This is a genomic window from Bacillus sp. BD48 (assembly GCF_046566805.1).
Lineage (GTDB): Bacteria > Bacillota > Bacilli > Bacillales > Bacillaceae > Bacillus > Bacillus safensis.
On sequence record NZ_JANGFM010000005.1, the window covers coordinates 129,625 to 152,966 of the forward strand.

Here is a 23,342-nt window from a genome sequence, read left to right on the forward strand (position 1 = left end):
CCTTACACGACTGTTTTCTCTTGATTAAACTTCCTGACATCGACAAAGCGGCCATGTATTGCAGCCATTGCAGCCATTGCCGGGCTGACAAGATGCGTTCTCGCACCCTTCCCTTGACGCCCCTCAAAGTTACGGTTTGATGTGGACGCGCAGCGCTCGCCCTCCGGTACCACATCGTTATTCATACTAAGACACATACTGCAGCCGGATTCTCTCCATTCAAATCCTGCTTCAAGGAAGATTTCATGAAGACCTTCTTCTTCTGCTTGCAATTTGACACTTTGAGAGCCAGGCACCACAATCGCTCTGACATGATCTGCTACTTTTTGTCCTTCAATCATAGAAGCAGCTTGGCGTAAATCAGTCATTCTTGAGTTCGTACATGAGCCGATAAAGACATGCTCAATCGTAATATCTTCTATACGCTGATGCGGATGGACACCCATGTATTCGTAAGCACGAATCGCTTCTTTTTGATCATCTTCTTGTGCAAAATCCTCCGGTCCTGGGATTGATGCATCCACAGGGAGTACCATTCCTGGGTTAATTCCCCACGTAACCATTGGTGAAATCTTATTTCCATCTAACACAATGGTTTTATCATAGGTTGCACCTGGATCTGTTCTCAGTTCTTCCCATTCTTTTATAGCTGCTTCGAAGTCTTCGCCCTGCGGTGCATATTTGCGGCCGCGGCAATATTCGAAGGTGATTTCATCAGGTGCAATCAATCCTGCTCTTGCGCCTGCTTCAATTGACATATTACAAACGGTCATCCGCTCATCCATCGTCATGTTTCTGAATACTTCCCCAGTGTATTCAATGACATAACCTGAGCCGAACTTCACGCCGTGCGCACCAATGACGGCTAAAATGACATCTTTGGCAGTTACCCCTTTTTGAAGCTTTCCGTCTACTCTAATTTCTAACGTTTTCGGACGCTGCTGCCAAAGTGTTTGTGTAGAAAGTACATGTTCAACCTCACTTGTACCGATCCCAAAGGCAAGTGCGCCAAATGCGCCGTGAGTTGATGTATGACTATCTCCACAAACGATTGTTTTCCCCGGAAGTGTCAATCCAAGCTCCGGTCCAACGACATGGACAATTCCTTGGTCAACACTATGAAGGTCAGCAAGACGAACGCCAAATTCCGCACAGTTGCGCTCTAAGGCACTCACTTGCTTTTTAGCAATCTCATCTTTGATCACAAATCGATTCACAGTTGGGATGTTGTGATCCATCGTCGCAAACGTGTTTTGAGGTCTTCTCACCTTGCGCCCTTTTTGTCTTAATCCTTCAAATGCTTGAGGTGATGTCACTTCATGCACCAAGTGCAGATCAATATATAAAAGGTCTGGTTTCCCCTCGCCGCTTTTGACTACATGCTGATCCCATATTTTTTCGATGATTGTTCGAGGCATAACCCTTTTCCTCCCTCTACCTAATTCCACAAGATTCTATTTATACAATGGTTTGCACGCGCTGCTTGAGTGCGTCTACAACCGCATTAGTAATTTCTTCAGTCGTTTGATATGTTCCCTCTTTTGCTGCTAAATCTTTTGTTCGTTTGCCAGAGGCAAGAACAGCTTCCACAGCTTCCTCTATTGCAGCTGCTTCTTCTTCTAATGCAAAGGATGTTCTAAGCAAGCTTGCTGCTGATAAAATGGTTGCCAGAGGGTTTGCAACGTTTTGCCCCGCAATATCGGGTGCTGAACCATGAATTGGCTCATATAAATGAAGGCCAGTGCTTGATAAACTAGCAGATGGCAGCATGCCGAGTGATCCAGTAATCATCGAAGCTTCATCGCTTAAAATGTCACCGAACATATTCTCTGTTACAATGACATCAAATTGAGCGGGCTTGTAAATCAGCTGCATGGCAGCATTATCGACGAGCATATGCTCAAATTCAACTTCTGGATATTGGGCAGCAACTTCTTCTACCGCATCCCGCCATAGTTTACTAGAAGCAAGAACATTCGCTTTATCCACTGACGTCACTTTTTTCCGTCTTGTTAAGGCCATGTCGAACGCTTCTTTTAATACGCGGACAATTTCTTCCTTTGTATAAAGGAGCGTATCAACGGCAGCTTCTTTTCCTTCATCATCCGTATAGCGTTCGCTTGGTTCACCAAAATAGAGACCGCCTGTTAATTCACGAACGATGACGAAATCGACTCCGTTAATGTGATCCTGTTTTAACGGAGATGCCTCGCTTAAACTAGCGAACACCTTTACAGGGCGGATGTTTGCAAATAAGTCCAGCTGTTTACGAATGGCGAGCAAGCCTTTTTCTGGACGAAGCTCTGGCGGGTTTTGATCCCACTTTGGTCCGCCGACTGCTCCTAATAAAATCGCATCAGCGCTTTTGCATACATCTACTGTTTCCTTTGGAAGCGGGTTGTTTTTTTCATCTATGGCGATACCGCCAATAAGCGCAGTTTCGAATTCGAATTCGTGCCTAAATTGAGCCGCCGTCTCTTGAAGGACAGCGACTGCAGATGTCACGACTTCCGGTCCGATTCCATCGCCGGGCAAAAGTGCAATTTTCTTTTTCATGAGAACCTTCCTCCTTTCCTATGAGATCGCGTGATGTTTCTCAATTTCAATCAGATTTGATTTGAAGATTAAATGCCTGTTCACCGCATTGACGTAAGCTTTCGCCGATGCTTCAAGCACATCTTGCGCTACACCGCGTCCTGCTGTTTCTTTTCCTTCTATTGAAACAGTGACATATACTTCAGCTAGTGCATCTCTGCCTTTTCCATTTGATTGAATGCGGTAGTCCAGCAAATGAATTCTTTCCTCCATACAGCGCTCAAGCGTGTTGTACACAGCTTCTACACTGCCTGCACCTGTAGCTGCTTCTTGAATGACTTCCTGCGTTTCTTGGTTTTTCAGAGAAACTGTTGCTGTTGGCATTTGTTCTGTTCCATAATGCACTTGCAGACTTTCAAATTCGTAGCCAATTTTTCGGTCTGCTACTTTTTCTTCTAATATAATAGAGATCAAATCATCATCTGTAATTTCTTTCTTCTTCTCTGTCAAGTTCTTGAAAGTCTCAAAGAATTTATTGATTTCGTCTTCCGTTAGTTTAAAGCCTAGTGTTTTCATGCGGTCTTTAAACGCGTGTCTTCCGGAGTGTTTTCCAAGGACAAGCACATCTGTTGTCACACCGACAAGCTCTGGAGAAATAATTTCATAGGTTGTTTTTTCTTTGAGGAAACCATCTTGGTGAATACCTGATTCATGTGCAAAAGCGTTGTTTCCAACGACTGCTTTATTACGCGGCACAATCATTCCTGAGTACTTGCTCACTACATCACTTGTACGCTTAATTTCATTCAATTGAATCGTTGATTCGACCTGGTAAAAGTCTTTTCGAATATGAAGAGCTACTGCAATTTCTTCTAACGCGGCATTTCCAGCGCGCTCGCCAATTCCGTTGACAGCCGTTTCAATTTGATCTGCTCCATTTTCAATAGCAGCAAGTGAGTTTGCCACCGCCATTCCTAGATCATCGTGACAGTGAGCGGACAAGTTGACGCGGTCTATATTTGGAACGTGTTCCTTCATATATTTAAAGATATTACCGTACTCTTTTGGCGCTAGGTATCCAACTGTATCTGGCAAGTTAATGACACTCGCCCCAGCGTCAATGACCTTTTCTACAATTTCTGCTAAAAAAGCAAGATCTGTACGGCACGCATCTTCTGCTGACCATTGGACAACTGGAAAACGTTCTTTCGCATATTTCACCATTGCGACAGCCTGTTCTACGACTTCTTCACGTGTTTTCTTTAGTTTATGCTTCAGGTGAATGTCAGAAGTGGCAATAAAGACATGAAGCCTTGGCTCCACTCCATCTTTTAAAGCTTCCCATGCAGCATCAATGTCACCTTTCACACATCGTGCAAGACCAGCTACAGAACAGTTTTTAATCGTTCTTGCTATTTCTTGTACACCTAAGAAATCCCCTCGGGATGAAGCGGGAAAACCCGCTTCAATGATATTAACCCCAAGGCGCTCAAGCTGCTTTGCAATGATTAGCTTTTCTTGTGCATTTAAGTTCACTCCTGGAGATTGCTCTCCATCTCGAAGTGTTGTGTCAAAAAAATTAATTTTCCGCACCGACGCTCACCGCTTCCTTTTTCTTTCCTTGTTTAACGAAAGGCATCATTTCACGAAGCTTTCTACCAACGATTTCAATTTGGTGCTCATTTTCATTTGCATTGATTGCATTGAAACGTGGACGATTCACTTGGTTTTCAACAATCCATTCTTTTGCAAATGTTCCGTTTTGGATATCAGTCAAAACAGCTTTCATTGATTCTTTTACTTTTGCATCCACAACACGTGGTCCTGATACGAAGTCACCCCATTGTGCTGTATCAGAGATTGAATATCTCATGCCTTCTAATCCTTCTTCATACATAAGGTCAACGATCAATTTCAGTTCATGCAGACACTCGAAGTATGCAAGCTCTGGCTGATAACCAGCTTCTGTTAACGTTTCGAATCCTGCTTTTACTAGTGAAGTAAGACCTCCACAAAGAACTGCCTGCTCACCGAATAGATCCGTTTCTGTTTCTTCTTTAAATGTTGTTTCAAGAACGCCCGCTCTTGCTCCGCCGATCGCTTTTGCATAAGCAAGGGCTTTGTCTTTCGCTTGGCCAGATACATCTTGATAGATAGCAAATAGGGCAGGTACACCAGCGCCTTGCTCATATGTTCTTCTTACAAGATGTCCTGGACCTTTTGGAGCTACAAGATACACGTCTACGTCACTTGGAGGAACAATTTGATGGAAGTGAACGTTGAATCCGTGTGCGAATACAAGTGAGTTGCCAGCTTCTAATTGATCTTTGATTTCTTCATCATATACTTTCTTTTGCTGCTCATCTGGAAGTAGTACCATGACTACGTCTGCTTGTGCTGCTGCTTCTTTTACTGTGAACACTTGATGGCCGTCTTCTTGTGCTTTTGTATAAGATCCGCCTTTTCTCACGCCGACAATAACATCTACGCCGCTTTCTTTTAAGTTCAACGCATGTGCATGACCTTGTGATCCGTAACCAATGATAGCTACCTTTTGACCATTTAATACGTTTTCTTGAATATCACCGTTATAATATACTTTTACCATTTGACTCTCTCCTTTTGTTTAGACAATTGAAATTGTTTTATTTGTTTGCGGCTTTTGCTGATTATCTCTCGCAAAGGCCGTGGTGCCAGTTCTGGCGACTTCTTTAATGCCGTATGGCTTAAGTAATTCAATGAGTGCTTCAATTTTTGAAGACTCACCTGTCACCTGAATGACGACACTTTCTCTGCTCACATCTACAATAGAAGCTCTAAAAGGTTCAATGACCCCCGTGATCTCCATTCTAGATGCTGGTGCAGATACGACTTTTATCAAAGCCAGCTCTCGCTGAACGATTGATTGGTTTGTAATGTCTGTTACTTTCAGAACATCGATTTGTTTGTTCAGCTGTTTTGTCAGCTGTTCGATGTCTTTCTCTTGGTCTACATGGACGACGAACGTGATGCGTGATACATCTTGAATCTCAGAATGGCCGACCGTAATGCTTTCAATGTTGTAGTGTCTTTTGGTAAAGAGGCCTGTGATTCTGTTCAGTACGCCTGATCGATTTAATACAGTCAACACAATAATTCTTTTCAAGGTTTCACCCCCACCATCTCATGAAGTCCTTTCCCCGGTGCTACCATCGGGAATACTTTTTCATCTCTCGCTACATTGACATCGATGAAAACAGGCTCTCTAGAGGTTAAGGCTTCTTCAAGCTTTTCTTTCGCCTCTTCGTCTGATGAGATTCTGATTCCTTTAATGCCATAAGCTTCAGATAATTTGACGAAGTCTGGCTGCTCTGAAAATTTAGAATGTGAGTAGCGTTCTTCGTAGAAAATTTCTTGCCATTGTCTTACCATTCCAAGGCTGTGATTATTGAGTACAATCACTTTGACTGGAAGGTTCAGCTCACGGATAACGGCAAGTTCTTGCAGGGTCATTTGGAAACCTCCGTCTCCTAAAATCGCTACAACGGTTGCCTCTTGATCAGCCAGCTGAGCGCCGATGGCTGCTGGTAATCCGAAGCCCATTGTGCCAAGACCTCCAGATGTTACCCATTTATCTGCATTTTCAAATGGATAGAACTGCGCAGCCCACATTTGATGCTGTCCGACATCAGTTGCGACAATGGCTTCACCTTTTGTGAATTGATGAATGTATTCAATCAGCTTTTGAGGCTTAAAGCCTTCAGCTTCGTTTTCAACGTACCAGAGTGGATATTCTTCCTTCCACTGATCTAATTGATTTTTCCATTCGTCTGATTCCCCTTGCTTCCCGTCCTGCTTGATCAGCTCTTCAAGAACGAGCTTACTGTCTCCAACAACCGGGATATGGGTATGAATGTTTTTGCCGATTTCCGCTGGGTCGATGTCAATATGAGCCACCTTCGCATGTTTCGCAAAATGATTAAGGTTGCCTGTTACCCTGTCATCAAATCTCGCTCCGATTGAAATGAGCAGGTCACATTGATGAAGAGCCATGTTCGCTGCATATGTGCCATGCATACCAGCCATCCCTAGGAAAAGAGGATGCTTTGCCGGGAATCCGCCAAGTCCAAGCAATGTATGAGCGACTGGGATTTGCTGCTGCTCTACATACTGTCTTAATTCTTCAGATGCTTTGCCATGAAGAACGCCAGCTCCTGCTAGAATAACTGGTTTCTTCGCTCTGCTGACAGCTTCTACTAATTTGCGAATTTGCAAATAGTTCGGCTCTACTTTTGGCTGATAACCAGGTAAATCAATTGGCTGATCATATTCAAACGTTCCTTCAATGCCTGCGACATCTTTTGGAATATCAATCAAAACTGGACCAGGTCTGCCTGTTGTTGCGATATGGAATGCCTCTTTAATGACACCCGGTAATTCCTCTGGATTTCTTACTTGGTAGCTGTGCTTTGTAATTGGCATTGTGATACCGAGTACATCAGCTTCTTGGAAAGCATCCGATCCAATGACTGACGTTGCCACCTGCCCTGTGAATACAACAAGGGGAAGTGAATCAATCATTGCATCTGCAATTCCTGTCACAAGGTTTGTCGCTCCCGGCCCTGATGTTGCAATGACAACACCCGGTTTACCAGATACTCTTGCGTATCCTTCTGCTGCGTGAATCGCTCCCTGCTCATGTCTTGGCAGGACATGAAATAAACCAGAATCGTAAATTTTATCGTAGATTGGCAAAACCGCTCCACCTGGATATCCAAAAATGACTTCTACTTTTTCTCTTTTGAGTGCTTCAATTAACATGAGTGCACCGTTCATCGTTTGTGGTGCTTTTGATTTTTCCGTCTCCATTTGTACATTTGTCCCCATTTGATTTCCTCCTCTTTGTCTTGCTTCAGTCAAGTCCTTTCACCCTTTTCTATTCAAGATAGAGATATGAGACCATATAAAAAAGCCTTCTCACCCCACAATGACACTACTTTTCACTAGGTCAAAGGGGCGAAAAAGCTTTGTTTTTTCGCGGTACCACCCTTGTTCACGGCATATCCTGCTGCCGTCTCATGGACATCTTTCGTCCATTTTGGTAACGAGTGAGCAATGTCACTCGGTCTGCCCTACTATCATTTCAAGCAGACACTCAGAGGTGAGTTCACTTTAGAAAGTAACACCGGTTTCCAGCTAGCACCGGCTCTCTGTAGATACTGACTCTAAAGCTACTAGTCCTCTTCAACGTTTATCGATATCTATTTAGCTTGCATGAATGTTTTCATCTGCAAAAACGACTTTTTCTCCTTCTTCAACTACTCGCTTACGGAATTGTTCAAGAAGTTTGTTTGTGTGGAATCCAGGTTTCCCTTCACCGATTGTACGGCCGTCAACTTTTACAACGGCGATGACTTCGGCTGCGGTTCCTGTTAGAAATACTTCTTCAGCTGTATACACATCGTGTCTTGTGAATGGTTCTTCTTTCACTTCGTAGCCTAAGTCTTCTGCAATCTCCATGATGGCATTTCTTGTAATGCCTTCAAGTGCGCCGATATAACCTGGCGGTGTATAAAGCTTGCCTTTTTTATAAATAAACACGTTGTCTGCAGAACCTTCCGCCACGTACCCTTGATCGTTCAGCATCAGTGCTTCACTCACACCGGCCATATGGGCTTCGATTCGGACAAGAATGTTATTCAAATAGTTTAATGATTTCACTTTTGGGCTAAGAACATCTGGACGATTTCGTCTTGTTGGAACCGTCACAATATCAATACCCGTTTCATATAGGTGCTTTGGAAAAATGGCCAGCGGCTCTACAATGATCACTGTGTTGGCTCTCCCGCAGTTGTTAGGGTCTAAACCAAGATCACCCGCTCCTCTTGAGACGACAAGGCGGATATAGGCATCCTTTAGGCCGTTCCTTTCAACTGTATGAATCATTTTCTCCGTGAGTTCCTCAAGTGAATATGGAATGTTCAGCATAATGGATCTGGCGGAATCATACAGGCGGTCTAAATGTTCTTTCATTCGAAAGATATTTCCGTTATACACGCGAATCCCTTCGAAAACACCGTCGCCATATAAGAAGCCATGATCGTAAACTGAAATTTTCGCATCCTCTTTTTTCACGAGTTCATCGTTTAAAAAGATCCACTGTTCCTTTTGGTCTTCCATTTTCAGTGAGCACCCTCTCTTTCAAACAAAAAGTAGTTGAATTTTCAGACACTTTATATTGAAGTGTCTCTCGCTTGCACTGCATGTTTGTTTAGCTTTTGTTGAACCCATCTTACGCCGCTTTCCATACAGTGTCAACAGCATTTTTAAAATTATTAGACAATTTAGACTAATCAAAATTAAATGTATACGCTTACACCTTTGCTAGACAAGGAATGAAAAAACTTAAAATTTTTTGTATTTTTTCTTCAATTTATTTACTTTACATGAACGGTTTTCTTTTGAGAAAACTTTTGTGATATTTTTTCACATGATTTTTGATAAATATTGTGAGATTTCAATCACTTTGTTTTTCTTTTGACATGCCTTTCTAAAGCGTTTTCCTATGAATTTATGATAGAATGAGAGCATCTAATAGAAGGAGGGCAATACATGGCTAACATCAGAGGTTATATCGGTACGTATACAAAGGGAGACAGTAAAGGTGTTTATACGTTTACATTAAATACGGACAAGCAGCAGATTGAGCAAGTAGAAGTCGCTGCTGAACTTGAAAATCCTACATATTTAACCGTGTCAGAGGATCAAAAGTTTGTTTATGCTGTTGTGAAAAAAGGATCACAGGGCGGCCTTGCTGCGTATCAAATTGATTCAACAACAGGCAGACTTCACTTCATCAACCAAGAGCTTGCCGATGGAGCTTCTCCTTGCCACGTCAGCGTGGACAGTCAAACGAAAACGGCGTATACAGCGAATTATCATAAAGGGACAGCAGAGATGTACGAAATCGATGCTGAAAATGGCTCAGTGATCCGCACGCTCTCACAGGCGCAGCATGAAGGAACTGGCCCTAACGAAGATCGTCAGGAAAAACCGCACACTCACTTTATGGGTCTCACGCCAGATGAACACTTTGCAGTGGCTGTTGACCTTGGAACAGATGGAATTTATACGTATAAGAAAGAAGACGGCAAACTTGAGCTTGCTCATACATTTGAAACAAAACCAGGCAGCGGACCTCGTCATATCACATTCCACCCAACGAAACCTGTGGCATATGTAATGACAGAGCTAAGCTCAGAGGTCATTGTACTTCGTTACTTTGAAGATGGTCATTTTGAAGAGATCCAAACAATCGCGACCATTCCAAGCGATTTTACAGAGAACAATCAAGGCAGTGCCATTCATGTCTCTTCAGACGGACAATTTGTTTATGCAGGAAATCGCGGTCATGACAGCATTGCAATTTTCAAAGCAGACGCTGACGGCCAATTAAGCCTTGTCGAGATTGCTTCTTCTGAAGGAAACTGGCCTAGAGATTTTGTGCTTGATCCAACAGAAGAATTCCTCGTCGGTTCAAACCAAGAATCTAGCAATCTTGTGTTATACAAACGCGACAAAGAAACAGGACGACTCACTGTCTTACAATCAGACATTACCGTCCCTCATCCGGTTTGCGTGAAATTTTTAGGGTAAAGAAAAAAGCCTCCAATAACGGAGGCTTTTCTTTATGCAGACGGCATACCGCCATCCTCAAGCTTTTGATCAATCAAAGACGTATCGGTTTTTTCGCCGAACCATTTTGACAGCCTGTCTTTTGCCTTCCCTTTCACATCATCATCAATGTACATCGCTACTTGAAGCAGAGCAAATGTGATGGCTCCTAAATCATCTGTGTAGCCGACACCAATCAATGTATCAGGAATGAGGTCAATTGGAAGAATAAAGTATCCGAGTGCTCCAATAATCAAGGTCTTTGCTTTGACCGGCACTTCGGGTTTTTGCAATGTATAGTAAAGTAATAGCACAGCATAGACAAGAGAGACGCCAGCTTTTTGTGCCGTCTTTTTTAACTTTTCCCAAAAGGCATGATCATTAAAATGCTTCTTCGAACGCTTTAATAGTTCTTTTTTCTCAGAACGATTCATCATATCGCCTCCATCTACAGCATAGCCCTTTTCCCTTAGTTATACAAGATATCCGTCGATTCGACAAATAAAAAGCAGCAGAAAGCTGCTGCATTCTACTGCTCTTTGTAAAACTTTTCAATTGCCTTATCGATGTACACCCATCCTTTATATGACACATGAATCGTATCTTTAAAGAAATATGGATCGTACTCATGCTTAGTCAAATCTGCGACTTCATACCCATTATCTCGAATTTGACGATTGATTTTTTCATAATAGCCTGTACGGCCTTCTTTCGGAAAGCCGGTGTAATCATACCACTTTCCGTTGACAGGAATCGTTACAAACAAAGGCTTTGCCCCTGCCTGTTTTAAAATATCCAGCATGATTTGAAAATCTTTGTATTCTGGTGATTCCGCATAAGAATGACCTTCACGGGAATCCTTCATCTTTTTCATGATCGGTTTCAGCTTGTGGTCAAACAGTTTTTGATTAATATAAAACGGGTTGTCCCCTGCTTTTTTCGCACCAAAAACGCTCGCTTCTTTTTCAAGCTCAGCCCATGTTTTTCCTTTGACTGACGGAGATGGTTGAAGCTTACGCTCATGCCCCGATCCAATCGTATAGTACATGTCTTTCTTTTGAAGCATGCCATAATACATTTTTGCAATAGGTGAAATCGCGCCATAAGCGAACTTGTTCCCAGATAGCTCTGCTTTAAAAAGCTCTGTAATCACCATGTCGTTTTTGACTGCTTTAAACTTCATGATTCTTTTGATCAGCTCTTTTTTTACAGTTGGATCAATTTCTTTATTATAGGCGAGATTCAGCGCTTGAAGCGCTGAATAGTTCGGTGCAAAGTGATTCTCGTCAGATCCCCATTTCACAAACCACTGCGGGGACACGATAAATACAAGCTTCTTCCCTTTTAATTCATCCATATGCGCTGCGAAGTTCATCGCATGAATTAATGATTGCGATCCACCTTTTCCAATAAGATAAGGTGTAAACCCTTGAGGATTCTCATGAAAGAAATTCGAAGGGTGATATGGATCAAAACGTGATAGTTCAGAAGATCCATAGATCGGCAAATAAGTTGGATCTTTTAGCATTTCATCTTGTAAATAAAGCCCTTGAAACATCCCTGGATCTAATTCTGTGGCTGACTTTTGTAATTTGTCTTTTGGGATCAGGTGTGAGAGCCATGCATTTGGTACAAGAAGAACACCAATGAATAAAACAGCCGCTAAAATAAGCGGCCCAAAAAAACGCTTTTTCATTACTTCATCTCTGCCAGCTGCTCAGCAATATGATTCGGCGTATCCCACACATCACGATCGAATTCTGTAATCGGAACAGTGATTCCGAGTTGACTTTCAATTGCCATAAGCAGTTCTACTGTACCAAATGAATCAAGAAGACCTTCTTCAAAAATCGCAATCTCTGGATTTTCTTTCACAACGTCGTCCTGACAAACCTCTGCAATAATACCGTATACTTGATTTTTAAATTCCATAATTTTCTACTCCCTTAATCATTAATGATGAAATGGTTTTCCTGAAAAAATATAAAATCCGAAACAAATCACATGGAATGTAATAATGATTGACACAACCATTGTGACCTTATTATCCGGCCACCACTTGTGCTTTTTATTCCATTTCTCAAATAAATTGTAACCAGACATGATAACTGCATGATATAGTCCGTAAATAATATATTGAAGGGCAAGACCATGCCAAGCACCCATCAATAGAAAGAGGACAAAGTACCCAATATTTGATACAGCCATTCGGTTCTTGATCCACTTCTTTTTAGTCATAAAGAACACAAATCTCATAAACACATAGTCTCTGAACCAGAAGGACAAGGACATGTGCCAGCGATTCCAGAAATCTTTAATGTTTCGGCTGATAAACGGTTTATTAAAGTTCTCTGGTGATTTAATGCCCATTATATAACTCACACCTACAGCAAATGCTGTATATCCAGCAAAGTCAAAGAACAAATACATGCTGTAAGCATACATATACGTTAACTGCTGAACAAAGTGACTGCTGCTAATGTGATGAATATTCATCAGAATATATGTGTGAATCAAATATCCAATAATGAACTTATATAAGAAGCCAATAAAAATTTTATGAATACCGGCATATAGAAGATCACTGTATGCATCCTTTTCAGGCGGTGTATCCATATCCTTTTCAAATCGGCGGTAACGATCAATCGGACCTGATGAAATCGTCGGGAAAAAGACAATGAAATAGACCAAACGGTGAATCGGAATTTTCTTCTTAATCAAGCCGTCTCTTGTCTCGATAATTAACTGAACACCTTTAAATGTTAAGTACGAGATCCCCAAAAAGCTCAGCCAGTTCATTGGCGGCGGTTGATGCGGATGATGAATTAAAAAGAACGGTAAAATTTTTGACAGCACAAGCGGTAAAATAGATGCCACCACTGCTGTATAGAAAACGGATGCCTGATTCGCCTTTAACCGGTATGCAATATACAGGCGGATGATGATGACTTGCCACACCGTGAACAAGAAGAGCAGCAGCGCGCCATGTGCATCCTTTGAGAAAATAAGCGCCAGCGCCACAACCGTTGCAAACATGTTGTAGCCCTGCATTCTTTTGCCGCGCAGACCAAGAATGATCGTTGGCAAAAGAAGAATACCAATTAGAATGAAGAAAAAGAATGAACTAAACGGAATCATAGAAGAACCTCTTTCGCGATTCTCTTACGGTCAACCTTCCCGTTTGGCGTCATGTACAGCTGCTCAAGATACACAAACTTTCTTGGAATCATGTACGCTGGCAATGAATCCGCCATTTCTTTCTTAATCGCACTTGTCAGCTGATACTCTTTTTCAAATGAATGAGCTGCTGGAACAATCGCTGCAATCAAGTACTCGACATGACCGTTTGGCTGGAATGGCACAATCACACAAGCATTAACATAGGTTGTCTCGCTTACATGATATTCAATTTCTTCAAGCTCCATCCGGTATCCATGAAGCTTAATTTGATAGTCGAGACGACCATGGCACGTAATTAATCCATCCTGCGCCACACCTGCGTCACCTGTACGGTAAGCAGGGCGTCCTTCGTATTCAAAGAACACTTTATCCGTTAAGGCTTGTTCACCTAAGTAGCCTCTCGTGACGCTTGGCCCCACGATGACAATTTCCCCTTTTTCACCATCAGGAAGTGTCTTGCCTTCTTCATCTAAAATGACGATGTCTGTATCAGATTTGGCATAGCCGACTGGTAAAGAATCGTGCTGATCAAGAATCGCCTGCGTGACTTCAATTGATGTGATCGCAACAGTTGCTTCAGTTGGACCGTACGTATTAAAGACCTGCGCCTTTGGAAAACGCTCCAGAAGTGCACTTGCTACAGCTACAGGAAGCGCCTCACCGCAGAACAAGAAAACGTTCAGCTCTGGTAAAAGCTCCCCTGTAAAGGAAGGGTCCATTAAGCACATTTGCACAAAAGAAGGTGTTGATGTCCACACTTCAACGTCAGATTGACTAAGTGCTGCAAACATATCCTTTGGCTTATTCACAAGTTCTTTCACTAAACAGTAAAGTGTGCCGCCTGATTGAAGCGCTGGATAGAGATCCATCACTGATAAGTCAAAAGAAAATGGTGCTTGATTTAAGAATGTGCGTCCCTCACCAATTGGGAAGTCGCGGCACATCCACTCTGTAAAGCTTTCTAAATTATTGGCTGTTACCTGAACGCCTTTCGGTTTTCCGGTACTGCCAGACGTATAAATGATGTAAAAGACATCATCTTGTTGAACCCACTGCGTGGATGGCGGTGCTTCTTTTTCAAGTGCTAAAAGCGATGCCGCACTCTTCACTTCAATGTGCTCTTCTACATCTATTACATTCTGCTCATTTGCACAAATCAATAGACTGGCTTTTGAGCTTTCAATAATTGAGACGATGCGCTCGACAGGTATTGAGATATCGACCGGAATATACGGTCTGCCTGATTTCACACTGCCTAAGAAAGAAATCAGCATCTCTGGCTCCATATGACCATATACAATGACAGGTTCACTGCCAGCTGCGACTGCATCAATCGCACCAGCCATTTGGTCTGATAAATGCCAAAGCTCATCATATGTGATCGAAGCATGTTGAGAAACAAATGCTGGCTGTGTTGGTTTCGTTTGCTGGTATTCATGAATCGTGTGTAATAGTTTCATAGTTTAATCTCCAATTAAAAATCGTTGTAAATGAATGATCCCGTATTTGCAGTATGGAATCCGTAAATAAAGAACAATAATAGCAAAATAAGTAAGTAAAAGCTTGTATACCCTATCCATTTTACAGACTTATTTTCTGATAGCTTTTTGAATAGCATATTGATAACCTCTTTTCTTTTGACACATATAGAGACGCATGGATCATCAAAAGAGTTTCATATCTAAACATAAAAATTTTAAGAAATTATGAACAAAAGATATCGAATTGATGAACGTGCCTTCAGGCAAAGCTGTCTTATTGTAACAAAGATTTAATGTATTTGAAATGAAATGGAAGCTTAAATTTGCCTTAAAATTGGTGAAAGCTGTCGAACAAACGCAAAAGCCACCTAGTTTGACTAGATGGCTTTGATATCAATTACTTCTTATATTTATTGACTTCGAACATGAGAATGTTGTTGAATACCACGTAATCCTTTTTACTTTCAAAGGGACCTTTGTTGTTGTCATGCTCGTCAATTTCATAAAACCCGGGACCTTCGCCGGCATCACGTTTTTTGTACCAGGATAGGAAGGCGTTGACTTCTTTCATTGAAAGGTCATACTCTTTCTGTAAGCCATTGACCATTGTGATGATGAGAAGAGCATCGCCGTCTTCATCTGTTGCATCGTCTTTTGGTGGTGTGGTTGGTTCTGGGTCTTTGTCGCCTGGGGTTTCTGTGTTGTTTGGGAATTGCAGGTCTTTTAAAGATAAAGAGATGACGGATTTGTAGTTTTGATCTGCAAACTCTTTATAATTCTCATTATACTCTCTACCACCTATAAGGTATAATGTATCATCAATAATTACTGTTGAAGCAGCTATACGCATTTTATGATTAGGTACTGCTACTCTGACTAATCCTTCTTGTTCAGTATCATACACAAATAAATCTCTTGATGCAGCAGCTGGAAATATCATGTTATTTTTATAAGTAACTCCACTTAAATACCCTTTAACAAACCCTTTTTTCTTGACAGACCAGACTTCCTTTGATGCATTATATTCAAAAACTTCACCCTTATCATTTTTCCCAAAGATATAAAATTTATCGTCTAATACTAAGTCAATTGCTCCTTCATTTTTAACATTTAGTGAAGCTTCTTCTTTCCATGTTTGACTGGAAAGATCATAACTAAAAAACTCTGTACCGCCTAGTACATAAATTTTATTTCCAATAACACCCGCTTGGACGTTATAAGGACCTTTTGATTTGCTAACAAAGGGAATATCAGATAATTCTTCCCATTTGTCATTCTTTGTATCATACACTTCGAATTTATTATATGATGTGCCTTTGTGCTTCCCAGCAAGAACATAAATTTTAGATCCTACTGTTACTGATGTAGCTCCCCCTCTGCCAGTAGGTATGTCTTTCTTTTTTGTCCATTTATCTGTGGAAGGATCATACTCTAATGTTTCATTAAGAGCATTGTATCCTCCAATTACATATATTTTCCCATCAACTGCATTAGCCACAGCTCCAATTCTTGCTGTTGGCAAATCAGCTAATTGATTCCATTCATCCTTAGCCGCATGTACCATTTGAATTGAATGCGTGAATGAAAGGATGACTAGTAACATCATGACGATCCATTTTTTCAAAAATAACACTCCCTTTTCATTATCTTACTTCTTCATTATCGGAGCGTTTTTTTATTTTTATAGAATAATTGATCTTTTTAAAGAGAAATTAATAGAAAAAAGCACAGGAAAAGTGACTTACTAGAGAGTCGCTTAAAATAATAGGTTCAATCAAAAGCTGCCTAAGTCTATAATCAAAGAACAATAAAAAAACCCATGATTTCATGAGTTTCACATCAGTCCATTATTAGAAAATCCGTCACAAGGCAAGCAGGTTCTCCGTTTTAATCTAGCCCCAAAAGCTTGGATACATCCCATTACCGAAGCCTGTTGTAAACATGGCAATGTCCACCTTGTCATGAAAACGGGTGACGAGCCAGTCCCATGTGTGCTTGTAGTTTTGCTCAAGCGCTTCTGCAAATTCCTCGTAAAGATAGAAATCAATATCTTCTTTATATCGTTTATCCTCATAAGCTTGTAAATATAATGCTGCTTCCACATCCATGAAACAACCCATTCCCGTATTCACACCGTAGCCGAAGAACTCGTCTTCTTTCAATTGATTGAGTTCCTGCCCTGCTCTTGTGGCAAGCTCCCATTCTGTTGCTTGCTCGTTTGTAAACTTGATCATTGCATAGGCTACTCGTTCGTCTCCGCTTTCCAACTGCTTAACTACAAGTATAATAGGATATTTTCCTAGAGTAACTTTCCTCGTAAACGATTGGTCCCCTTCTGAAACAAAAGGATCACAGGCAACGATATGACCGCTCATGATCTCGATATAGCCTAACTGTTTAGCGAATAATTGATCACCCTCTTAACTGCTTGTTGTCTCTCCATTTCTATATAACAGGTGTGTTGGATTGATGTTGTACAAGTGATGACTCCTTCCATGGTTTTTCTAAAGTGTTTGAGATTATGTACTTTTCCCCCATTTAATCAATCAATAAAAAATGCAAATCACTTTCTAACTGTCCATTTGATAATGCAAGTTCCTACTTAAAACTTGATTCATCTTCTCCTTCTCCTATACACCTTACTTTTTTTAGCTGAAGAAAGAATATTCTCTCTTTTGCATATTTACCGCTTTACAATGTCTTTTTCATTAGGAAGGTTAATTAAAAAACGTCCTTCCAATGGAGAGCTGTGCTATTAACTATTTTCTTTTGAGTATTTCTTAATCAATGCGTCGCTAATCCTGCTTACGATATAGATCGCAACCGCAAAAATCAGCATCAACGGAAACATGCTTAAACGATCGTCTGCAACATATACAATGATCCCCACAATGATAGCCACCACGATTGCCGTTAAAAAATGCTTCACCACCACCATCTCACCCCTTTGTATAAATCATCTACATTTTATTACACAAAAGTTTTAATTGAAATGATTTCCATAAAATCAGAAAGTGTCGTTTGTCCGCTCTTAAAGTAGATTGCTATCCCCTTATGTTGTTCGTACAATCTCCAAATGTTAAAATCAACTAAAATATCCATTTAATGGATCAATCAGGAGGTCATTAAGTGTCACAGCAAAGCACGCCATCCAAAATGTTATTAATTATTTTACCCAGCGCTATTATTGCCCTTGTGATGATCTTAGGGAAAATTGATACACCTGTAACAAATGTTTTATTTTATATTGTAGCTTTCGGTGTGATGGGTTTAGTCGGTTCAAGCTTAGTAAAAGACTACAGAAAAAAGAAAAATTAACTCCTCATCTTGGGAGCTGTCGTATATGCAGCTCCCTTTCTTTATGTGGACGCTTAATTGCTTCGAGTACTAACAGAAAGTAAAGGAGAACGGAATGAAAACCCTTGATGTCTTTGAGTTGAAGAATGGAATTGACCAAACGCTGAACAAGTTAAAGCAGCAATCACATAATGTGAAGTCCCTAGAAAAACAAATCAATCAAATCATCTCCTTAGATGGCGCATTAAAAGGAGAAGCTGGACAAGCGATAAAAGATTTTTATATGGAGTGTCACATTCCCTTTTTGCAATTCTTTCAGATCATCATTGAAGAGTACAGCAGTGCGCTAAAAAAGACAAAACAGGCACTTCATGCTTTTGAATCAAACCCGAATGGTTTTATCTCTCAATCATTCATTGAACACGAGCTTGACCAAGGATTAAAAAAAGCCGAACGGACTATTTCTGATATTGTATCCGATGTGAATCAAGCCCTCAGCAGGGTCAGCCATATTGAGCATTTGCCTCATGTAGACGAATCTGCTTTCCAACAAAGCTATCAAAAGGCATGGCTTGAGACGTCCAAAACCATTGGACTACTTCATGCATTTGACAGAGAACAAACAAGTGCTTTAAATGAAACAAAAAGGTCCCTTCACACAATGAAGCAATACATAGATACTTTAAGCAAGATGTTCACTGGCCCGAAAATTGAAATTACCAGTTATCAAAAGGGCTCTATTTTCAAAGGTGGAAAAGAAGAAAAAATCAACAGCAACATCAGCGGATGGAATGAAAAAATAGACAACCCTAAAGAAAACCCAATGATGATCATGCTTAAGAAGCTGCATGATAAAGAGCGATCAAATGTGGATACTCTTGTGAAGAAGAAACCGTCCAATAAAATCAATCAAAACGCCGTGTTCGTAAATGGAAAAGTATATAATACAAATGAAAAGATTGACTTCGCAAATGCCAAAACAGTTGAAGTTATTCGAGATGGAGTGCTATATCGGTTACGAATATCGGATCAAAACAAAGTAAATATTGAAAGCATCACAAAGATTTCTGACTTGAAACAAACCTCAAACATCTTAAATACAACAGTTGAATTTACAGGAATAAATGATGCCATTCGAGTCATCACAGGGAGAGACCCTGTAACAGGTGACAAAGTCGCTGACATGGACCGTCTAGTATCAAGTTTGTACATGATACCAGGAGCTAAAATCGCTAAACTTGGAAAATACGTATTTAAAATAATGAAAGGAGAGAAAGTAGCCAAGAAGATTGTCAAAACACCTTCCTTCGGCAAACACTCCGTACCAAAAGGTCCGTATCGTGAAGTAAATGGTTTCCCTGTAAAAGTAAAACCAGGCGCTCAAGAAAAACATATTCCTGATGCACCTAACTATAAACAGGAGATAGCTAATGGTAAAACAAAGAGTATCTTCTTTGGAGATAATAAAAAAGCACAAAAATTGCTTGATAAACATGCAGGTACTGGTGATATGTTAAAAACCAAAAATAAAGAAAGAGTGGATTTTGGTCAAGTCATAGGAAAGCATTACAATACAGAGACCAATAAGTATGAAGAGACTACAAGAGGCATTATACATTATAGTAAAAACGGCGCTCACATCGTGCCTTCACAACCATCATAAATATGAGAAAAGAGGATTGACATGGAACCTGATTCTTTATTTAAAACATTATCAAAATACAAAAATAGAGACCTTACATTGGAATATGAAAATGGATTAAGGCTAATCGGTAGAACTGATACATTTTTTGAAACTGATAACGGTCTAGAAGATGATGACATCAATTATAAAGAATATTACGCTACAGTCTTTCAAGTAAATAAGATTTTATCTCCTCCCCTTAATAATGAAAAAGACAGTTTATATACTTGGTTAATTGAGGGAAACACTTTGTTTGAGATTTCTCTTTATGAAGATACACCACGTGCAGTTTATATAACAGACGGTCAAAAAATATGGGAATTGGCCAGTGATGAATAACTAAGAAAAGCCCCTCCATGTCGGAAGGGCTTTTCATTTACTTCTGCTTTATTTCAGCATATTTTAGTAGGATGTGTACTCAGCTTTACACCCTGGACATCAAGAAGATGTCGTTTAATGCCACGTCCGATTTTCATAATCCTAGAACAGAACTTGATTATAAAGTTAGTTCCGCATTGATCACATGTGCATTTTTTATAATCCATTTCCAAACCCTCCATCTTCTTTAGCTGTCTTCCTACCGTAACAGGATACACATAGCAGCTGCCAGTTAGAAGAATCCCAGAATAATTTTTTATCTCCCTTATGTGGTTTGAAGTGATCCACTACTGTATCAGCAATCCGTTTGCCTTGTAACATACAAGACTGACACAAAGGATGCTTTGCTAGATCACCTTCACGCGCTTTACGCCATCGGCTATTATACCCACGGCGTGACGATGATTCACGGAACAGATCATATAAAGGCTTCGATGTCTTATGCTGCTGGCAATATCCTTCGCGCGTTAGTTGAGGGCATCCAGGTTCATTACACAGCTTTAATGACTTTTTCATTCATGTTCTTCATCCCCTCTATAAATTAAAAAGCCTTTCTTAAAAGAAAGGCTAAAGATAAACGTTTTATAGCATAATAATATATATCTAACTTAAATTGAATTTAAATCTTTTGCCTTTTTAGTATATATCGCTTTAACTTCCTTATCTTCCAAAACCTTTCCTTTTTGTATTTCTTGCTTAGTTCGGCTCCATTCTGATTTCAGGATTACTTGCTGAATCATTATTATTTCTTTTTGATGTTTCATTGCAACATCTTTATCAAATTCATCATTTTTTAATAATAACAAGAGAACATAGTTGAATTCATTAATAAGTTTTTTCGAGTATTCCTCTGTTGGGTTGACCAGTAAACTGATATTAATTTGTAATCTCCTTATTGTTGCGATACTCTCACCGAAGTTGAAATCATCCTTCCATTCTTTCTCTTCTTGTGAATGCCTCAATAACGAATCCCATTTGACAATATGTAGAAATATCAAATCGTTAATTTCCACAAAATTATCTCTCATTTTATTAACCCATTCAATTCTTTGACTACTTATAGTGTCCACAATAGACGTTCTTCTTGCATTTTTCACTTGAATCACAATTGTTATAATACCAGTAACAACAGAAACAATACCCGCAATAATTGCAGCGGTTATAACTTCATTCATTAAATCTCCCCCTTTTATTTTTATCGGTGAATTTTGAAATTTGTCAAACGAAAAAACGACCTCCACAATGGAAGCCGCTCTCAATTTATCACCTAATACCATCATAACCGCTCTCAGACTAAATGCTTTGCCAAGATCGTGCCAAAAATGTGCCATTTTACTTTACATCGTTATATTCGTTGTATTCAATTACTCCAATAGTTTTTATTCTATTTAAATTAATACATTTCTCAGCTAATTCTGCATCGTAGTATAAGAAATCTTCTTTATTTAAATTAATGTATTCCCTAATAGTTTCAAATTCGTTCATTTTAAATCTCTTTAAGACCGCTTTAAGAAAATCATTGAATATTGCTGTTTGATCTTGGGAGTATGTTTTTCTAACCCATCGTTTAAAAGCAAGAATAATATCTTTTTCCGCTAATTTCAAGCTTTCACCTGTAACTATATTTTTTACTTTCGAATTTAAATATGAAGTTTTTTCATTAAATTTGAACAACAGTTCTTCTATTTCGACTTTACTGACTGATTCCTTTTCCTTGCTAAATAATTCTTGTATTAATCCCTCTGTCCCGTTTTTATACTCTGATACAGATTTTATTAATTCTTCTCTAAAATCAATTAATTTTTCTAAAGACTCTATTGATTTTTGTAATGTCTCTTGAGAAATAGTTTGTGATTGATTTAATTTCTCAGCAGTTTCTTTTATATCAATGATTGACTGCCTTTGACCAGCAACATCTACTAAAGTCATTAATATTGCAATTACAGCTAGAACTACGGAAATACCAGTGGCCATAACATTCATCTGGTTCCCCGCATCTTTATTCCCCCCAAATGCTATTGCCAATATACACGTAATTATTAAGAGTGTAATAATACAACCGTATACTACATGTACAACACTTATTTGTTTATTTTTCATCTTATCTTCTACCTTATCTTCCATATTGTTTTCCACCATAAATCCCCAATCTGTTTTTAAAGACATTATATAACTAGAGTAGTCATTTATCCACATAATCCACCAATTCACCATATCTATTATTGTGTCTAACTCAGGGAATTGCTAAATCCTTTGCGCCTCTTGCTGTTCAGTCATTTCCTTAAAATGAGTTGGACATTTTCTCGTTATAGTGAGTTGATGAAAATAATCTCAAAAAAAGCCCACGTTTAATATCGAGGACTTTCAACTAACTCTATACACCTATTTCAATTTGATATGGTGCTTAGAATCCCATTCTCAAAATATAAATACTTATTCCCTTTATAAATCCACTGCTCCATAGTATGATCTGCTGTTTGAGTTTTGTTTATCTTTTCAGGCTTCCCCCATCCTTCAATTAATACTTCTTCTTTAGACATACCAACAGAAACACTTTGAGGACTATTAGTTCTCTCTTCTATCACAGTTGCTCTTTCCCTTATAGCAGAATACTTTTCTGCTTCTTCTATTTCCTTAATATTTTCTTGAATTTGATCATCTTTATCATTTTGCAAAGCATCTATGTGTTTTTTATTATTTTCTTGAGTTTGAAGAAAATCTAAATCTGCATGACTGTTTTTGTATTTTACTTTATCTAACATTGCATCAACATAAGTATAATCATCATAATTATCTAAACTCACTTTAGCACCTTTTAACTGTTCTAACTTTTTGTATGCGGAAGCTATAAAATAATAATCTTTTTTAAAGTCATTTTCTAAATCCCTTGTCTCTTTAATAACATGATTATATTCTTTATTTTTAATAAAATTAATAATTTTTTTGTCTTCTTTAGTGAGGTCATGTTTCTTTTGAGTCATTTTTTCTTCTCTAGATGCTTCTTTAAGTTTATCGCCATTGAACTTAGTAACATTTTGATTAGAACATCCGAATAAAAGAACTAAGAGTACGGATAAAACAAGAAGACAATTTTTCATTGGAAACCTCCATATTATTTAAGTTCAAGTAACCTT

The 23,342-nt window shown here is 39.4% G+C and carries 24 protein-coding genes and 1 other annotated feature; of the genes, 4 read left to right on the forward strand and 20 right to left on the reverse strand.

Features of this window, described 5'->3' with window-relative positions; translation table 11 throughout:
- Positions 1 to 2: 2 nt before the first annotated feature.
- From leuC to ilvE, 7 genes are all read right to left on the reverse strand, one after another.
- Positions 3 to 1,418 (reverse strand): 3-isopropylmalate dehydratase large subunit, encoded by a 1,416-nt coding sequence (leuC, locus tag ACLGGR_RS15075; RefSeq protein ID WP_048239029.1) that lies wholly within the window; start codon positions 1,416 to 1,418, stop codon positions 3 to 5.
- Between the two features lie 40 nt (positions 1,419 to 1,458).
- Positions 1,459 to 2,556 (reverse strand): 3-isopropylmalate dehydrogenase, encoded by a 1,098-nt coding sequence (leuB, locus tag ACLGGR_RS15080; protein ID WP_410973377.1) that lies wholly within the window; start codon positions 2,554 to 2,556, stop codon positions 1,459 to 1,461.
- Between the two features lie 18 nt (positions 2,557 to 2,574).
- Positions 2,575 to 4,128: a 2-isopropylmalate synthase gene (locus tag ACLGGR_RS15085; protein WP_024423186.1), complete on the reverse strand. Its 1,554-nt coding sequence runs from the start codon at positions 4,126 to 4,128 to the stop codon at positions 2,575 to 2,577.
- Complete coding sequence (gene ilvC, locus ACLGGR_RS15090; protein WP_024423187.1) at positions 4,115 to 5,143, reverse strand: ketol-acid reductoisomerase; 1,029 nt, start codon at positions 5,141 to 5,143, stop codon at positions 4,115 to 4,117. The genes ACLGGR_RS15085 and ilvC overlap by 14 nt, the downstream gene beginning before the upstream one ends.
- An 18-nt stretch (positions 5,144 to 5,161) precedes the next feature.
- Positions 5,162 to 5,680 (reverse strand): acetolactate synthase small subunit, encoded by a 519-nt coding sequence (gene ilvN, locus ACLGGR_RS15095; protein WP_007501584.1) that lies wholly within the window; start codon positions 5,678 to 5,680, stop codon positions 5,162 to 5,164.
- Positions 5,677 to 7,401 (reverse strand): acetolactate synthase large subunit, encoded by a 1,725-nt coding sequence (gene ilvB / locus ACLGGR_RS15100; protein ID WP_025092480.1) that lies wholly within the window; start codon positions 7,399 to 7,401, stop codon positions 5,677 to 5,679. The genes ilvN and ilvB overlap by 4 nt, the downstream gene beginning before the upstream one ends.
- Positions 7,402 to 7,523: 122 nt before the next feature.
- Positions 7,524 to 7,771: a binding site (T-box leader), on the reverse strand.
- 8 nt (positions 7,772 to 7,779) lie between these two features.
- Positions 7,780 to 8,694 (reverse strand): branched-chain-amino-acid transaminase, encoded by a 915-nt coding sequence (gene ilvE / locus ACLGGR_RS15105; RefSeq protein ID WP_024427825.1) that lies wholly within the window; start codon positions 8,692 to 8,694, stop codon positions 7,780 to 7,782.
- Between the two features lie 432 nt (positions 8,695 to 9,126).
- Between ilvE and ACLGGR_RS15110 the strand changes: the two genes are divergently transcribed.
- Positions 9,127 to 10,170: a lactonase family protein gene (locus tag ACLGGR_RS15110; RefSeq protein WP_410973378.1), complete on the forward strand. Its 1,044-nt coding sequence runs from the start codon at positions 9,127 to 9,129 to the stop codon at positions 10,168 to 10,170.
- A gap of 32 nt (positions 10,171 to 10,202) precedes the next feature.
- On the opposite strand, the gene ACLGGR_RS15115 is transcribed toward ACLGGR_RS15110, so the two are convergent.
- From ACLGGR_RS15115 to ACLGGR_RS15155, 9 genes are all read right to left on the reverse strand, one after another.
- Positions 10,203 to 10,622 (reverse strand): YkvA family protein, encoded by a 420-nt coding sequence (locus ACLGGR_RS15115; RefSeq protein ID WP_106048513.1) that lies wholly within the window; start codon positions 10,620 to 10,622, stop codon positions 10,203 to 10,205.
- A 95-nt stretch (positions 10,623 to 10,717) separates the two neighbouring features.
- Positions 10,718 to 11,884: a D-alanyl-lipoteichoic acid biosynthesis protein DltD gene (dltD, locus tag ACLGGR_RS15120; RefSeq protein ID WP_410973379.1), complete on the reverse strand. Its 1,167-nt coding sequence runs from the start codon at positions 11,882 to 11,884 to the stop codon at positions 10,718 to 10,720.
- On the reverse strand, positions 11,884 to 12,120 hold the full coding sequence (dltC, locus tag ACLGGR_RS15125) for a D-alanine--poly(phosphoribitol) ligase subunit 2 (protein WP_024423191.1): 237 nt from the start codon (positions 12,118 to 12,120) through the stop codon (positions 11,884 to 11,886). The genes dltD and dltC overlap by 1 nt, the downstream gene beginning before the upstream one ends.
- 21 nt (positions 12,121 to 12,141) lie before the next feature.
- Positions 12,142 to 13,326 carry a D-alanyl-lipoteichoic acid biosynthesis protein DltB gene (gene dltB, locus ACLGGR_RS15130; protein ID WP_410973380.1) on the reverse strand — a complete coding sequence of 395 codons (1,185 nt, stop codon included), beginning with the start codon at positions 13,324 to 13,326 and terminating at the stop codon, positions 12,142 to 12,144.
- Positions 13,323 to 14,828, reverse strand: coding sequence for a D-alanine--poly(phosphoribitol) ligase subunit DltA (dltA, locus tag ACLGGR_RS15135; protein WP_410973381.1), 1,506 nt, complete (start codon positions 14,826 to 14,828; stop codon positions 13,323 to 13,325). Before dltA ends, dltB begins: the two co-directional genes overlap by 4 nt.
- 14 nt (positions 14,829 to 14,842) lie before the next feature.
- A complete protein-coding gene (locus ACLGGR_RS15140) occupies positions 14,843 to 14,992 on the reverse strand; it encodes a teichoic acid D-Ala incorporation-associated protein DltX (protein ID WP_024427820.1) in 150 nt (49 codons plus the stop codon).
- A 254-nt stretch (positions 14,993 to 15,246) separates the two neighbouring features.
- The gene (locus tag ACLGGR_RS15145) at positions 15,247 to 16,473 is read right to left on the reverse strand and encodes a Kelch repeat-containing protein (protein WP_410973382.1); all 1,227 of its coding nucleotides are present in this window, start codon (positions 16,471 to 16,473) and stop codon (positions 15,247 to 15,249) included.
- A 268-nt stretch (positions 16,474 to 16,741) separates the two neighbouring features.
- Positions 16,742 to 17,224 (reverse strand): DUF4241 domain-containing protein, encoded by a 483-nt coding sequence (locus ACLGGR_RS15150; RefSeq protein ID WP_410973383.1) that lies wholly within the window; start codon positions 17,222 to 17,224, stop codon positions 16,742 to 16,744.
- A 380-nt stretch (positions 17,225 to 17,604) separates the two neighbouring features.
- Positions 17,605 to 17,787: a hypothetical protein gene (locus ACLGGR_RS15155; protein WP_410973384.1), complete on the reverse strand. Its 183-nt coding sequence runs from the start codon at positions 17,785 to 17,787 to the stop codon at positions 17,605 to 17,607.
- 191 nt (positions 17,788 to 17,978) lie between these two features.
- Here ACLGGR_RS15155 and ACLGGR_RS15160 point away from each other — a divergent pair, with 191 nt between their 5' ends.
- The 3 genes from ACLGGR_RS15160 (at position 17,979) to ACLGGR_RS15170 (ending at position 20,169) form a co-directional block, all read left to right on the forward strand.
- Positions 17,979 to 18,167: a hypothetical protein gene (locus ACLGGR_RS15160; RefSeq protein ID WP_251216419.1), complete on the forward strand. Its 189-nt coding sequence runs from the start codon at positions 17,979 to 17,981 to the stop codon at positions 18,165 to 18,167.
- 94 nt (positions 18,168 to 18,261) lie between these two features.
- Positions 18,262 to 19,809 carry a T7SS effector LXG polymorphic toxin gene (locus ACLGGR_RS15165; RefSeq protein ID WP_410973385.1) on the forward strand — a complete coding sequence of 516 codons (1,548 nt, stop codon included), beginning with the start codon at positions 18,262 to 18,264 and terminating at the stop codon, positions 19,807 to 19,809.
- Positions 19,810 to 19,830: 21 nt separating this feature from the next.
- Complete coding sequence (locus tag ACLGGR_RS15170) at positions 19,831 to 20,169, forward strand: hypothetical protein (protein WP_024423199.1); 339 nt, start codon at positions 19,831 to 19,833, stop codon at positions 20,167 to 20,169.
- 195 nt (positions 20,170 to 20,364) lie between these two features.
- Here ACLGGR_RS15170 and ACLGGR_RS15175 read toward each other — a convergent pair whose 3' ends face one another.
- The 4 genes from ACLGGR_RS15175 to ACLGGR_RS15190 all read right to left on the reverse strand — a co-directional run bounded on the left by ACLGGR_RS15175 (position 20,365) and on the right by ACLGGR_RS15190 (position 23,306).
- Positions 20,365 to 20,724, reverse strand: coding sequence for an HNH endonuclease (locus tag ACLGGR_RS15175; RefSeq protein ID WP_410973386.1), 360 nt, complete (start codon positions 20,722 to 20,724; stop codon positions 20,365 to 20,367).
- Positions 20,725 to 20,816: 92 nt separating this feature from the next.
- Complete coding sequence (locus ACLGGR_RS15180; RefSeq protein WP_410973387.1) at positions 20,817 to 21,539, reverse strand: hypothetical protein; 723 nt, start codon at positions 21,537 to 21,539, stop codon at positions 20,817 to 20,819.
- Position 21,540: 1 nt separating this feature from the next.
- Entirely contained in the window at positions 21,541 to 22,332 is a 792-nt protein-coding gene (locus ACLGGR_RS15185) for a hypothetical protein (RefSeq protein WP_410973388.1), read from the reverse strand.
- 263 nt (positions 22,333 to 22,595) lie between these two features.
- On the reverse strand, positions 22,596 to 23,306 hold the full coding sequence (locus ACLGGR_RS15190; protein ID WP_410973389.1) for a hypothetical protein: 711 nt from the start codon (positions 23,304 to 23,306) through the stop codon (positions 22,596 to 22,598).
- Positions 23,307 to 23,342: the final 36 nt, after the last annotated feature.